This window comes from Paenibacillus sp. 203, from assembly GCF_037027525.1.
In the GTDB taxonomy this organism is placed as follows: domain Bacteria; phylum Bacillota; class Bacilli; order Paenibacillales; family Paenibacillaceae; genus Paenibacillus; species Paenibacillus polymyxa_B.
Genome location: NZ_JAXCHD010000003.1, coordinates 181,832 through 194,874 on the forward strand (window position 1 = coordinate 181,832; position 13,043 = coordinate 194,874).

A 13,043-nucleotide genomic window follows, 5' to 3' on the forward strand; every position below is an offset into this window, starting at 1 on the left:
ATGAGTACGCTGACGGTACAGCTTGGGGAACGTTCTTATCCTATTCATATCGGACGAGGGCTGCTACATCGAGCCGGAGAGTTGTTGAAGGAACGAGGAATTGCGCAAAAAAGCCCGTTGTTGATTGTTTCTGACGAAAATGTAGCGGGATTCTACTTGGCAACATTGGAGAGCAATCTTCAGGCATCTGGCTACAAGACAGTGTCCTTTGTCGTTAAGCCAGGTGAAACTTCCAAGTCGCTTGCTGTATTTGAGCAGGTCATAACAGCAGCCATTGAGGGAGGTTTGGATCGCAATTCAGCCGTTATTGCACTTGGTGGTGGTGTGGTGGGTGATTTGGCTGGATTTGTGGCAGCTTCTTATATGAGAAGTGTCAAGTTTGTACAGATCCCCACTACGATCCTTGCCCATGATAGTAGCGTGGGCGGTAAGGTCGGCATCAACCATCCTTTGGCGAAAAATATGATAGGAGCCTTCCACCAACCGGAACTTGTGTTGTATGACGTAGATACGTTGTCAACATTACCTCCTCGTGAGGTATCTGCGGGGCTTGCTGAAATGATCAAGCATGGCTTGATCTGGGATGCTGATTTCGCCCAGTGGTGCCGTGACCATGCGACTGATTTACTTGCGCTGGATGCGACAGCTCTGGAGTACGGTCTGGAAAAGGGATGTTCCGTAAAAGCCGAAGTGGTGTCGCGCGATGAACGAGAAAATGATTTGCGCGCTATTCTAAACCTAGGTCATACGATTGGTCATGCGATTGAAGCCATTGCGGGATATGGTGAGTTTTTACACGGGGAAGCCATTTCTATTGGTATGGTCGGCTCCGCACTTTTGGGCGTGAAGCTGGGGGCAGATCCTTCTTTGGTAGATGAAACGAAGGATATGTTGTCTTCGCTACGGCTACCGACCTCCCTTCCGTCACATCTCGATACAGATCGGCTACTGGACGCGATGATGCATGACAAAAAGTTCAAAGAAGGCAGCATTACTTTTGTCGTCCCACGTAGCATCGGGCACGTGGAGGTTGTGAAGGATATTTCCGTCTCTTACATCCGACAAGTTATTGAACAGTTAAAAGAGGGGGCGTAACGATGTACAATCGGGGAATTCGTGGCGCGACAACCGTAGTGAATAATGAAGAAAACGAAATTTTGGAAGCAACATGCCAACTACTGGAGGAAATTGTATCCTACAATGAAATTCAGCCGGAGGATATTAGTAACGTATGGATTACGGTGACCCATGACCTGGATACTGCCTTTCCAGCCAAGGCCATTCGTCAGCTTGATGGCTGGGATATGGTTCCGCTCATGTGTGCATTAGAAATTCCTGTGGCAGGCAGTTTACCCAAGTGCATCCGTTTGATGGTACAGGTGAACACCGATAAATCCCAGCGGGAAATTAAACATGTATATTTGAACGGAGCGCAGGCGTTAAGACCGGATCTGGCTTCCCAAGGGAAATAAGCGCCCGTTTTTAAAGTTGATGGTTGCCAAAGTAACATCCCATGAGATATAGTGTGTGTAGCAGAGTTAAGTAGAGTAGAGTTAGCCAGAGACAGAGTTGAGATGAGAAGAGTGCAGCCTTAGCCAATTCCATATGAGATTACAGAGACCGGCGGTAGCAGGTAAGCTTTTGTCTATGAAGAGATATTCTTCTACAGAGAAGCTTATTTGAAGGAACCTGCGTGTTTATACAAAAGGGATGAGTGTATACTTATCTATTTGCTGTAGTCATTTACATATGGAGCATTCTTATAATTTCAATAACTGACAGCCTCTACCTTACCGGTAGAGGCTTTTTTATATTCTCTCCTATGGTTCTGCGCCAATTTGGAAAGGAAGTGATCTCATGTTAACGCCGCATGTGGAGCAAGTGATAACGATGGCGAATGAATTTAACCTGATTCCTGTGTACAAAAAAGTGCTGGCTGATATGGAGACGCCGATTCGGATTTTCCGTCGGTATGCCGAGCGGGACCGTGCCTTTCTGCTAGAGAGTGTAGAGGGAGGCGAACAGTGGGCGCGACATTCATTCATCGGTACAGACCCGTTTCTAATGGTCTCGGGTAAAAAAGGACGTTTAATATTGGAACAACACGGTAAACGGCAAATATTAAACGACAAGCCGATTGAAGCGCTCAAAGCATTGCTTCGTAAATACCGTAGTCCGAAACTGAAAGAAATGCCTCCATTTACAGGCGGGGCTATCGGATTTTTTGGATATGACCTGCTTCAATATTATGAAAAGCTACCAGAGCATTCGGTAGATGATTTGAATATGGATGATATTCGTTTTATGTTCTGCGATCAAGTCATTGTTTTTGATCATGTGAAGCAGCAAATTTTGCTGGTCGGCAATGTTCATGTAGGCGAAGGGTTCCGCGATGAGGACATCCGTGCTGCTTATGCTGACGTGGAACGCAAGTTGGAGGAAACGGCACAGTATTTGCGCAAGCAGTCTCAGCCTGAGCGATTAGGATCAGCCTCCATTCCTGATGATGTGGAACTGGGTGAGATCCAATCCAATGTGACGAAGGAACAGTTTATATCAAACGTAGAGCAGGCGAAGGAGTATATCCGCTCCGGTGATATTTTTCAGGTTGTACTATCCCAGCGTTTTCACATTGATACAGAGGCCTCACCTTTACAGGTATACCGCGTGCTGCGCACGATGAACCCGTCGCCATATATGTATTATTTGAAAATGGATGACGAGATCATCGTAGGCACTTCGCCTGAGGCACTCGTCAAGGTGGAAAACGGCCGGGTAGAAACCCGTCCTATTGCAGGAACGAGACCGCGTGGGGTAACGGAGACAGAAGATGTGGCACTTGCTGAAGAACTGTTAAACGATGAAAAAGAACGTGCAGAACATCTGATGCTGGTCGATTTGGGAAGAAATGATTTGGGCCGTGTATCACAGTTTGGCACAGTCAAATGCGATACGTTCATGGAGATTGAACGCTATTCCCATGTCATGCACATTGTATCCAATGTGTCAGGTGAGCTACGGGAGGACAAAGATTTCTTCGATGCTTTTCTGTCTTGTCTGCCAGCCGGCACCGTATCGGGGGCTCCGAAGCTACGAGCCATGGAGATTATTGCTGAGTTGGAGCGGGAAGCACGCGGACCCTATGCAGGGGCGATTGGATATTTAGGCTTCTCAGGTAATATGGACGCTTGCATTACGATTCGTACGATTGTGTTTAAAAAGAACCGGGCCTATGTCCAGGCAGGCGCTGGAATTGTGTGGGACTCGGTTCCGGAAAGCGAGTATCAGGAGACGGTGAACAAAGCGAAGGCATTGCTGAAGGCAATCCGTACTGCAGAAGTGATGTTCCCGGCAACGACGCAGCCCTATAACAGCGTCATCAACCAGGATTATTTGTACACTCCGTAACACACAAAAATCTGATTTTGAGGAGGAGACGACAATGGAACGACATGACATGATGCAAGTGGGGTTAAGCCAGATCATTGAGGGACAGCACCTTTCGCGTACGGAGGCCCGTAGCGTAATGGAACAGATTATGAGTGGAAGTGCTACACAGGCGCAAATTGGCGGGCTGCTGACGGCTCTTCGCCTCAAAGGGGAAACGGTAGATGAAATCACTGGTTTTGCCGAGGCTATGCGTAGCTACGCTAGTCCAGTGCAAGCTGAAGAAGGCAGCGGTCGTCTGCTGGACACATGTGGAACCGGAGGTTCGGGGATTCACAAGTTTAATATTTCCACGATATCCGCGATCATCGCAGCTTCGGTGTCTGTACGGGTAGCAAAGCATGGCAATCGTTCTGCAAGTGGCCGTGCCGGGAGCGCTGATGTCCTGGAGGCATTGGGAGTCAACATTCATTTGACGAGTGATCAGGCTAGGTCATGTCTGGACCGAATCGGCATCTGCTTTTTATTCGCACAGCTGTATCATCCGTCTATGAAGCATGCCGCCGCGCCGCGCCGCGAGCTGGGTGTGCGGACGGTATTCAATATGCTAGGTCCTTTGACGAATCCGGCTGGTGCGGATCGGCAGCTGTTGGGTATTTATGACGCCAACAAAACGGAAGTCATTGCCGAGGTATTGAACCAGCTCGGCTCCAAACGGGCCATGGTTGTCAGTAGTCTGGATGGGCTAGATGAAATTAGTATTTCAGCTCCGACACGTGTATCCGAACTGAAGGACGGCAAGGTTCACACGTTCGAGCTTCATCCGTCGGATCTGGGCTTGCAGACGCATTCTCTTGATCAGGTGCTGGGCGGCGACGCACAGGTTAACGCAGATATCATACGACGAATTTTAAACGGAGAGCATGGAGCTTATCGGGATGTTGTGTTAGCGAATGCAGGAGCGTGCATTTATGTATCAGGTGCAGCGGCTACCTTGACGGACGGAGTAGCACGAGCGGCAGAAGCCATTGACTCGGGACTGGCAATTTCCAAGCTGGATCAATTAATACAGGCAACGGGGGAATATCAATATGTATCTTGACAAAATTGTGGTGACGAAGCGACAAGAAGTGGAGCAGCTTAAGGAGCATTTTCAAATAAGTAAAGCTGAACGATTAATTGCTGATTTACCTGCGACGAGAGGATTCGAAAATGCGATCGCGAGCAGACGCAATCGTCCGCTCGGACTGATTGCTGAGGTGAAGAAGGCTTCCCCATCCAAAGGGCTGATTCGACCGGATTTCCATCCGGTGGACATTGCACGTGCATATGAGGGAGCAGGAGCGGATTGCATTTCTGTACTGACAGATGTGACGTATTTTCAGGGGAGCCCTGAATATTTACAGCAAATTCGCGATCAGGTGAAGATTCCGCTCCTGCGAAAGGATTTTATCATTGATGAACGGCAAATATATGAAGCTCGTCTGCTGGGAGCGGATGCGGTGCTATTGATTGCCGCTATCCTGGAACCCCGTGTATTAGGATCCTTTTTACAGATTGCCAAGGACCTCGGGCTGGACGCGTTGGTAGAGGTGCATGACAGTGAGGAGCTTAAAGCGGTGCTGGAGCTGGGGACAGCAACCTTAATTGGCGTAAATAACCGAAATCTGCGGACATTCGAGACTCGTCTCCAGACGACAGAGGAGCTGATCTCACTAATTCCTAAAGGGGTTACGTTTATCAGTGAGAGCGGAATTGCGGGACCGGAAGATGTTAATTATCTGCATTCGGTAGGTGCACACGGTATCTTGGTGGGGGAGCATCTGATGCGCAAGGAAGATGTAGGACAGGCTGTAGCCGAATTGATGGACGGGGTTAAAGCATGAACAAAACGGGCATAAAAATTTGTGGACTTCAAAGCGTTGAAGTGCTAAAATCTATGGTAAACTTACCGGTCGATTATATAGGTTTTGTGTTTGCTGACAGCAAGCGCCGGATTGACGGCGTACAGGCTGGAAAGCTGCTTCGCGTATTAGATGAATGGACCTCAGGTAGCAGACCGCGCAGCGTGGGTGTATTTGTGAACCCTGGTGATACACTGTTAAATGATGTGATGGAGAAAGCACCCTTGGATGTCATACAGCTGCATGGACAGGAGAGTCCGCAGCGCTGTCGGGAGATTAGGGGGCATTTTGGTATACAGCTATTCAAGGCATGGTCTGTGGACAGTCAAGGACAAACAGAACGCTCGGCGGACGAATTGGATGCCTTTGTCGGGACAATTGACGCTTTATTGCTGGATACATACGATCCCCTGTATGGCGGCGGCTCCGGAAAAACGTTTGCGTGGGATCGAATTCCTGCCTATCAGGCTTGGACCCATCAACATGGAATTCCTTTGTTTGTAGCCGGCGGGTTGACTGCCGATAATGCGGAAAAGCTGGTTCATGAGTATCATCCCGATGGGCTGGATGTATCCAGCGGTGTAGAAACGAACGGAGTCAAGGACATTGCAAAAATCACAGCATTTGTAGAAAGGGTGAAGCAGGCATGACACAATTACCTGATAACAACGGACGTTTTGGAACATTTGGAGGACGTTTTGTACCGGAAACGTTGATGAACGCACTGATTGAATTGGAGGAATCCTACCGTAAGTACGCGGATGATCCCAAGTTTAAAGCAGAGTTGAACGGGCTCCTTAAGGACTATTCTGGTCGGGAAATGCCGCTTTATCATGCGGAGCGTCTGAGTCAGCATTTGGGCGGAGCTAAAATTTACTTGAAGCGCGAAGATTTAAATCATACCGGTGCCCACAAAATCAATAATGCATTAGCTCAGGGATTGCTGGCGAAGCGTATGGGGAAACAGAAGGTCATTGCTGAAACAGGCGCAGGACAGCATGGTGTCGCGACAGCGACTGTGGCTGCGTTGCTCGGATTGGAATGCAAGGTGTTTATGGGCGAAGAGGATACTGTGCGCCAGCAGCTGAACGTCTTTCGGATGCAGCTTTTGGGTGCAGAGGTCATTCCGGTGACATCAGGTACACGTACACTTAAGGATGCAGGGAATGAAGCTTTGCGTTACTGGGTCAGCCATGTCCATGATACGTTCTATATTTTGGGTTCAGCTGTCGGCCCACATCCGTATCCGATGATGGTGCGGGACTTCCAACGCGTGATTGGTGATGAAACACGTCGCCAGATCCTAGAGAAGGAAGGCAGACTTCCGGATGTCATCGTGGCAGCGATCGGTGGCGGAAGCAATGCCATCGGAATGTTTTATCCTTTTATTGAGGATCAGGGTGTCGCATTGATTGGCGTGGAGGCCGCTGGAAAAGGTGTCGAAACGGAATTCCATGCAGCTACGATGACCAAGGGAACACAAGGGGTCTTCCAAGGCTCTATGAGTTATCTGCTTCAGGATGAGTACGGACAAGTGCAACCTGCGCATTCCATCTCGGCTGGATTAGATTATCCAGGTGTTGGACCGGAGCATTCATACCTGAAAGATATTGAGCGGGCCAAGTATGTTCCGATCACGGATCAGGAAGCGCTGGATGCGCTTCAGCTCCTCTGCCGTACCGAAGGAATACTTCCTGCATTAGAGTCGGCACATGCAGTTGCGCAAGTCGTCAAGCTGGCACCTTCGTTGACGGCAGATGATATTATCGTTATTTGTTTGTCTGGACGCGGGGATAAAGATGTGGACTCCATTATCAAGTATTTGGGAGGAAATCCGTCATGAATTTAATTGATCAGGCGTTTGGTCGCCTTAAAAATGAAGGCAAAACGGCATTAATTCCTTTTCTGACGGTAGGCGACCCGGATGTGGATACTACAATAGAGATCATTCGGCAGTTAGAGTCGGCCGGAGCTGACATATTGGAACTGGGTGTACCCTATTCCGACCCGCTGGCTGACGGTCCTGTAATTCAGCGCGCGTCTGAGCGTGCACTGAAACGGCAAATTTCCATTCGCACGTGCATGGAGACAGCTTCTCTGGCCAGGGCGGCAGGTTCAAGTCTGCCTTTTATTCTGTTCACGTATTACAACCCTGTATTACAGATGGGCATGGATGCTTTCTTTGCAGGCTTGCAGGAGCACGGTATCAGCGGTCTGATTATTCCGGACCTTCCGCTTGAGGAAGCGGAGGAGCTGGGAGGACGGGCCGCAGAGGTGGGTGTGCATCTGATTCCTCTGGTGGCTCCAACTTCTGAACAGCGGATCGAACGAATTGTCCGTCAGGCCCGTGGATTTGTATACTGTGTATCTTCGCTGGGTGTAACTGGGGAAAGAGCTTCCTTTTTTGAAGGTATAGAGGGCTTTATCGCGCAGGTCAAACGGCATACGGATATTCCGGTAGCGGTCGGTTTTGGGATCTCTACTCAAGAGCAGGTAGCCCGGTTTTCAAACATTTGCGATGGAGTTGTGGTCGGCAGTGCAATTGTACGTCAGGTGGAGGAGGCCATTCCATTGCTGAATGATTCTGTGCGCAGGCAAGAAGGTCTTTTGCAAATTCATAATTTTGTGGCACAATTAAAGCAGTAACTGTCAAAATAGAAAGTAATAAATATGTTCTGATTGGATAGAGGAGGTAGGGGCATGCAACCTAAACCGCATATTGTACATTTGCCAGTATATCAGCCCGGTAAACCGATTGAAGACGTAAAACGTGAGCTGGGACTCGATGAAGTCATCAAGCTCGCCTCGAACGAGAATCCGTATGGTAGCTCTCCCAAAGTGTTGCAGGCCATTCAGCAGGAGTTTGCCAACATTAGTGTATATCCTGACGGAAGTGCCGTAGCTTTGACACAGGCACTAGCTAAACGGACGGGTTTAAAAGAGGAACAGTTTATCTATGGATGCGGATCTGACGAAATTATTGCGTTGATTACGCGCGCTTTCCTCCTTCCCGGAGAAGAAAGCATTATGGCCGATCAGACATTTTCCGTATACAAAAGTAATGTGGAAATTGAGGGAGCGGTTGCAGTTGAGGTGCCTTTGCGTGACGGTGTACATGATTTGGATGCTATGCTGTCCCACATCAATGACCGTACGAAAATTATTTGGATCTGTAATCCAAATAACCCGACGGGCACGATTGTACCCGAAGCAGAGCTGATTGCGTTTTTGGACCAAGTACCAAAGCACATCATGGTTGTTCTGGATGAAGCCTACGCCGAGTTTGTGACGGATCGCTCGTATCCCGACGGCATTGGTTTGTTGCCAGCGTATGAAAACCTGGTTGTACTACGCACCTTCTCCAAAATCTATGGGCTTGCTTCGCTGCGCATTGGTTATGGTATGGGAGCCGAGTCAATCATTCGCTTGATAAATCAGGTTCGTGAACCGTTTAATACATCACGGGTAGCACAGGCTGCTGCCATTGCTGCCTTGGAAGATCAGGAATTTGTTCAAGAATGCCGGGATCGTAATGCAGAGGGCAGAGTTTATTTGCAAAATGAACTCAAGCGTCTGGGGCTGGAGTCTTTCCCGGCACATGGTAATTTTATTATGCTGGATGTACGTCGTCCATCCGGTGAGGTATTCCAGGAGTTGCTTCGTAAAGGTGTGATTATTCGCGCAGGTCATCATAAATATCCGACATATATTAGGGTGTCGGTTGGATCACAGCCGCAAAATGAGTTGTTTATTCGTGTGCTGGAACAGGTCCTGGGGGCGGAAGCGGCGAAAGTACGCCTATAATTTCCGCAGATGGGATTTGATAATTGATGAAGATTGCCATTTTCGGCGTGGGACTGATTGGTGGGTCCCTCGCACTTTGTTTTAAAGGGAAGCCGGATATTACTGTTGTCGGCCATGCCCATCTCCCTGAACTGATGGAACCGATGTTAAGCCGTGGTGTCGTGGACACCGCGACTCTTTCGGTTGAAGAAGCGGCAGAGGATGCCGATTTTATTTTTTTATGCGTACCTGTGGGCTTATTGGAACATTATCTCGAACTGTTAAGCAAGCTACCGCTTAAAACGGGTTGTATTATTACTGATGTAGGCAGCACGAAATCGGCAATTGCCAAAAAAGCATCAGAAATTTCTTTGCGCAACGCTTACTTTATCGGTGGTCATCCGATGGCCGGTTCGGAGCGTTCCGGTGTAAAGGCTGCTTCCGCATTGTTATTTGAAAACGCATATTATGTGCTTTCCCCAGCAGAGGGTGTGCCTGAGGAAGCATACAGTTCACTGGAACGTTTATTAAAATATACTAGTGCTCATGTTGTGCGTGTCCAACCTGATATGCATGATGATATTGTCGGTGCGATTAGCCATCTTCCGCACATTATTGCAGCGGCGCTGGTGAATCAGGTGCGAAAGCACAATGATGAAAATCCGTTGTACCGTACATTGGCTGCGGGCGGGTTCCGTGATATTACACGGATAGCCTCTAGTGATCCGGTTGTGTGGCGGGACATCTTACTGAGCAATCGTGAAGTTTTACTAGGCCTGTTGGAAGAATGGAACGGACAGATTGAGCGTTTTACCCATTTACTGAGAATACAAGACGGTGAGGGAATCGCTGACGAGTTTTTGACAGCTGGGCACTTCCGCAGTGAACTGCCAGAGCGTCGTAAAGGAGTCATCGTCTCCACGTTTGATCTGTATATTGATGTACCGGATACCCCAGGGATTATCGGGCGAATTGCTATGGAACTCGGTAATCACAGCATTAATCTGAGCAATATGCAAATCATTGAAAGCCGGGAGGATGTCCCAGGCATCATGCGGCTTTCCTTCCGTCAAGAGCAGGATTGGGAGCGTGCCAAGACTCTGCTGGATTCGATGGGGTATAAAGTGGTGGTGTGAAGGGTGGAGAAAGTATGAGTGTTCGTTAAGGAGGTACACCGCTCCGCGATCCATTTGATCTTACGATCGCTGTTGCAGGGGGATTCTCTGGACTTTTTAAATTATCTAAAGGTAAGAATCCCCCTGCAAAGGTGAACGCTACGCTTCTCTAGATTCAAATGGATCGCTGCGCTACGGATCGCCTTAAAAGTACTATGCTTTCTGGGAGTGAAATAATAGGAAAAGTTTTAAAGCGGGTGAAGAAACTTTCGCCCGCTTTTTTGTTATTTGAAGAACAAATGAGACAATCCTTCTCACTAATTATTATTAAAGAAAACAAAAAAAGACCACCCGGGTAAAGCCCCGGGTGGTAGCTACTTTTAGTGAAGTAGCTGAGTAGGATAGGAGTGGAGAGAAACCATACTGTACTTTTATTATATGTATACGTTTTCATTTTGTCAATTTTTTTTTGAAGCGTTTTCTTTTTGTGTTTTTTTCCTTATTGATGTATTTGAATAGAACATTTTCAATGGGGTTGTCATTTAATCTTGAAAAAATTTAAAATCCCCTGAAAAGCTGTATAAATGAATCAGGTGCCAGCGTTAGGGAGGCATTGATAGAAATCGTGGGGATTTTGGACTTTTTTACTGACGGACATTTTGTGGTACAATGGGTAAGTCCATTTTGGATGTTGAATATTGTTGGGGATAGCACCGTTAATGTTGGCACTACATAGGGTAAGAAAATAACAAATGTTCCATGATGCTGTTTCATCCATTTGCGCAGAGGGCGCAACTTTTTTTGACCTGTTCGGTATATATAGACAGAATCGAACGGGAAAACAGCACATGTATGGGCGAGGAGGGTCTCACTCGGATGATGACAGATTCCCAGATGATTCAGGAAATCAAACAAGGTAATGTTGAGGTTTATTCAGAATTAATGAGGCGGCACCAACGTAAAATTTTAGCTTTTGTTTATCATATGCTGAAAAGTTCGAACCTGGAAATGATTGCTGAGGACTTGTGCTCAGAAACGTTTTATAAAGCGTATCGGAGCCTGCACTCTTTTCGCGAGGTAGACGCATCGTTTTCCACTTGGTTATATACGATTGCACGCAATACGGTGCTAAGTGAGCTTCGCAAGCACCGTAGCGGTCAGGTTCCATTGGAGGAGAGCGGTTATGTACCGGTAGCTCCATCGGATGTCATTCCGGAGCAGGCCGTCCTTCGCGGTGAGAAGGTAGAGATGGTTCGTGAAGCGATCAATAGATTGCCTGAGAAGCAGCGATCTGCGCTGATTTTGCGTGAATATGAGCAATTGGATTATCAGGAGATTGCGACTATTTTAGGACAGACGGTCAGTGCGGTGAAGTCATTGCTTTTCCGGGCAAGATCCAGTGTGAAGACGCAGTTGGAGCCTTATTTTTTTGAGCCTCTCTATGAGGAAAACGAAGGGATGAGCAGCCAATGAAATCCAGGGACACTGAGGATTTGTTCGCTACAGGCAAAAATGTATCGAAACAAGACTCGGAGCGCAGACGGGCCAAAAGCTCGTCTGCTGGGTGGGAGCATGGTTCGGAAGAAAAAGAGTGGAATTTGTCAAAAGAAAATCGGTCCGATATTCGTGATATTTCCTTTGAAATAACAGATGAAAAGCTAGAGGCAATGAATCGCAGAGTCATGGATCGAATTTATGAAGAATCACCGTGGCTTGTTCCGGGCGAGCATCGACGTGCGCGTGTGAACCCAGCAGCCCGTAAGTATATGTCTGTATGGATCGCCGGCTTCTTGGCCGTATTTTTATGTAGCTTCTTGTTTTTGAACTGGAACGGAAGCTCCTCTCAGGAAAATCCCCCTCAAGCAGCTCCTGTCATGGACACAGGTATTTTACCGACAGGCCTGTTGAAAACTACAAGTACATCTCCACAATATCAATACCACATTAAAGATGTGAATAGTGGCATTATGGACCCGCTGGTTGCTAGCATTGTTCCTACTTATCCGCAATACTGGATGTTGTTGTCTGTATTGGCACTTGCGCTTGCTTTATTTTCTCTGGGCTGGATCCATCGGGCGAGAAGGGTCAGAAATTAGCAGGACAGCTGGGCTCCAATATGAATTCATAACAATGCCTGAATAACAAAACAGCGGAGGAAACGACACGATGCTTATTGGCTTGATCAGACATGGATTGACGGATTGGAATGCGGTAGGGAAAATCCAGGGTCACAGTGATATTCCCTTGAATGAGGAAGGGCGTCGGCAGGCACGCTTGCTGGCAGAACGATTAAAGGAAGAACCTTATCATTGGGACGGGCTTATTACAAGTAGTCTCTCCAGAGCGAAAGAGACTGGGGAGATTATTGCTTCTGCTCTGCATCTCCCGTTGTTAGAGCCTGATGATCGGCTAAGAGAACGTGCTTATGGTCAGGTCGAGGGCATGACCCAGGCCGAGCGTGAAGAGAAGTGGGGAGTCGACTGGCATCTGCTGGATCTAGGGCAGGAAAGCGATGCGGATCTTCAGCTTCGCGGGCTAGCTTTTATGGAAGCCATTTGGACGGAAAATCGGGACAAGAATCTGCTGGTCGTTTCCCACGGCGGTTTTTTGGCTAATTTGTATAAGGCTCTGTATCAGGAAAAATTCACGGAACGAATCGGCAATTTGTCACTTAGTGTACTCCAGCGTGAGGATATGGATTGGGCACCACTTTTGTATAATTGCACGAAGCATTTGCAAGAGAAAAGTGACTGTAACTCAAAAAGTTAGTAAAAGACCAAGGCTTCTACTTATCGTAGGAGTCGTGGTCTTTTTTGTTTTTTAATTATACCTTTGCAAAAAAAGAGGTTTAGAG

13 protein-coding genes are annotated in these 13,043 nt (G+C 47.7%); all 13 read left to right on the forward strand.

Translation table 11 applies throughout. From position 1 onward, the window contains the following. The 13 genes from aroB (at position 1) to WA407_RS07310 (ending at position 12,958) form a co-directional block, all read left to right on the forward strand. Positions 1 to 1,095 carry a 3-dehydroquinate synthase gene (aroB, locus tag WA407_RS07250; RefSeq protein ID WP_336077207.1) on the forward strand — a complete coding sequence of 365 codons (1,095 nt, stop codon included), beginning with the start codon at positions 1 to 3 and terminating at the stop codon, positions 1,093 to 1,095. Between the two features lie 2 nt (positions 1,096 to 1,097). After that, the gene (gene aroH, locus WA407_RS07255) at positions 1,098 to 1,472 is read left to right on the forward strand and encodes a chorismate mutase (RefSeq protein WP_013310718.1); all 375 of its coding nucleotides are present in this window, start codon (positions 1,098 to 1,100) and stop codon (positions 1,470 to 1,472) included. Positions 1,473 to 1,857: 385 nt separating this feature from the next. Further along, entirely contained in the window at positions 1,858 to 3,408 is a 1,551-nt protein-coding gene (trpE, locus tag WA407_RS07260; RefSeq protein WP_235309591.1) for an anthranilate synthase component I, read from the forward strand. A gap of 34 nt (positions 3,409 to 3,442) precedes the next feature. Then, positions 3,443 to 4,489, forward strand: coding sequence for an anthranilate phosphoribosyltransferase (gene trpD / locus WA407_RS07265; RefSeq protein ID WP_235309592.1), 1,047 nt, complete (start codon positions 3,443 to 3,445; stop codon positions 4,487 to 4,489). Further along, on the forward strand, positions 4,479 to 5,273 hold the full coding sequence (gene trpC / locus WA407_RS07270) for an indole-3-glycerol phosphate synthase TrpC (RefSeq protein ID WP_069289827.1): 795 nt from the start codon (positions 4,479 to 4,481) through the stop codon (positions 5,271 to 5,273). The genes trpD and trpC overlap by 11 nt, the downstream gene beginning before the upstream one ends. Further along, positions 5,270 to 5,941 (forward strand): phosphoribosylanthranilate isomerase, encoded by a 672-nt coding sequence (locus tag WA407_RS07275; protein WP_336077047.1) that lies wholly within the window; start codon positions 5,270 to 5,272, stop codon positions 5,939 to 5,941. The genes trpC and WA407_RS07275 overlap by 4 nt, the downstream gene beginning before the upstream one ends. Continuing rightward, positions 5,938 to 7,134 carry a tryptophan synthase subunit beta gene (trpB, locus tag WA407_RS07280; protein ID WP_235309594.1) on the forward strand — a complete coding sequence of 399 codons (1,197 nt, stop codon included), beginning with the start codon at positions 5,938 to 5,940 and terminating at the stop codon, positions 7,132 to 7,134. The genes WA407_RS07275 and trpB overlap by 4 nt, the downstream gene beginning before the upstream one ends. After that, the gene (gene trpA / locus WA407_RS07285; RefSeq protein ID WP_235309595.1) at positions 7,131 to 7,937 is read left to right on the forward strand and encodes a tryptophan synthase subunit alpha; all 807 of its coding nucleotides are present in this window, start codon (positions 7,131 to 7,133) and stop codon (positions 7,935 to 7,937) included. Before trpB ends, trpA begins: the two co-directional genes overlap by 4 nt. A 54-nt stretch (positions 7,938 to 7,991) precedes the next feature. After that, positions 7,992 to 9,095: a histidinol-phosphate transaminase gene (gene hisC, locus WA407_RS07290; RefSeq protein WP_235309596.1), complete on the forward strand. Its 1,104-nt coding sequence runs from the start codon at positions 7,992 to 7,994 to the stop codon at positions 9,093 to 9,095. Positions 9,096 to 9,121: 26 nt separating this feature from the next. Continuing rightward, entirely contained in the window at positions 9,122 to 10,210 is a 1,089-nt protein-coding gene (locus tag WA407_RS07295; protein WP_069289822.1) for a prephenate dehydrogenase, read from the forward strand. A gap of 855 nt (positions 10,211 to 11,065) precedes the next feature. Beyond that, entirely contained in the window at positions 11,066 to 11,662 is a 597-nt protein-coding gene (locus WA407_RS07300) for an RNA polymerase sigma factor (protein ID WP_172828252.1), read from the forward strand. Further along, complete coding sequence (locus WA407_RS07305) at positions 11,659 to 12,285, forward strand: hypothetical protein (RefSeq protein WP_061829202.1); 627 nt, start codon at positions 11,659 to 11,661, stop codon at positions 12,283 to 12,285. The genes WA407_RS07300 and WA407_RS07305 overlap by 4 nt, the downstream gene beginning before the upstream one ends. A gap of 70 nt (positions 12,286 to 12,355) precedes the next feature. Continuing rightward, on the forward strand, positions 12,356 to 12,958 hold the full coding sequence (locus WA407_RS07310; RefSeq protein ID WP_068941607.1) for a histidine phosphatase family protein: 603 nt from the start codon (positions 12,356 to 12,358) through the stop codon (positions 12,956 to 12,958). Positions 12,959 to 13,043: the final 85 nt, after the last annotated feature.

Excerpts from the sequence above, each read along its gene's own strand:
- aroB (WP_336077207.1), top strand. The coding sequence starts at position 1 with ATGAGTACGCTGACGGTACAGCTTGGGGAACGTTCTTATCCTATTCAT.
- aroH (WP_013310718.1), top strand. The coding sequence starts at position 1,098 with ATGTACAATCGGGGAATTCGTGGCGCGACAACCGTAGTGAATAATGAA.
- trpE (WP_235309591.1), top strand. The coding sequence starts at position 1,858 with ATGTTAACGCCGCATGTGGAGCAAGTGATAACGATGGCGAATGAATTT.
- trpD (WP_235309592.1), top strand. The coding sequence starts at position 3,443 with ATGGAACGACATGACATGATGCAAGTGGGGTTAAGCCAGATCATTGAG.
- trpC (WP_069289827.1), top strand. The coding sequence starts at position 4,479 with ATGTATCTTGACAAAATTGTGGTGACGAAGCGACAAGAAGTGGAGCAG.
- WA407_RS07275 (WP_336077047.1), top strand. The coding sequence starts at position 5,270 with ATGAACAAAACGGGCATAAAAATTTGTGGACTTCAAAGCGTTGAAGTG.
- trpB (WP_235309594.1), top strand. The coding sequence starts at position 5,938 with ATGACACAATTACCTGATAACAACGGACGTTTTGGAACATTTGGAGGA.
- trpA (WP_235309595.1), top strand. The coding sequence starts at position 7,131 with ATGAATTTAATTGATCAGGCGTTTGGTCGCCTTAAAAATGAAGGCAAA.
- hisC (WP_235309596.1), top strand. The coding sequence starts at position 7,992 with ATGCAACCTAAACCGCATATTGTACATTTGCCAGTATATCAGCCCGGT.
- WA407_RS07295 (WP_069289822.1), top strand. The coding sequence starts at position 9,122 with ATGAAGATTGCCATTTTCGGCGTGGGACTGATTGGTGGGTCCCTCGCA.
- WA407_RS07300 (WP_172828252.1), top strand. The coding sequence starts at position 11,066 with ATGATGACAGATTCCCAGATGATTCAGGAAATCAAACAAGGTAATGTT.
- WA407_RS07305 (WP_061829202.1), top strand. The coding sequence starts at position 11,659 with ATGAAATCCAGGGACACTGAGGATTTGTTCGCTACAGGCAAAAATGTA.
- WA407_RS07310 (WP_068941607.1), top strand. The coding sequence starts at position 12,356 with ATGCTTATTGGCTTGATCAGACATGGATTGACGGATTGGAATGCGGTA.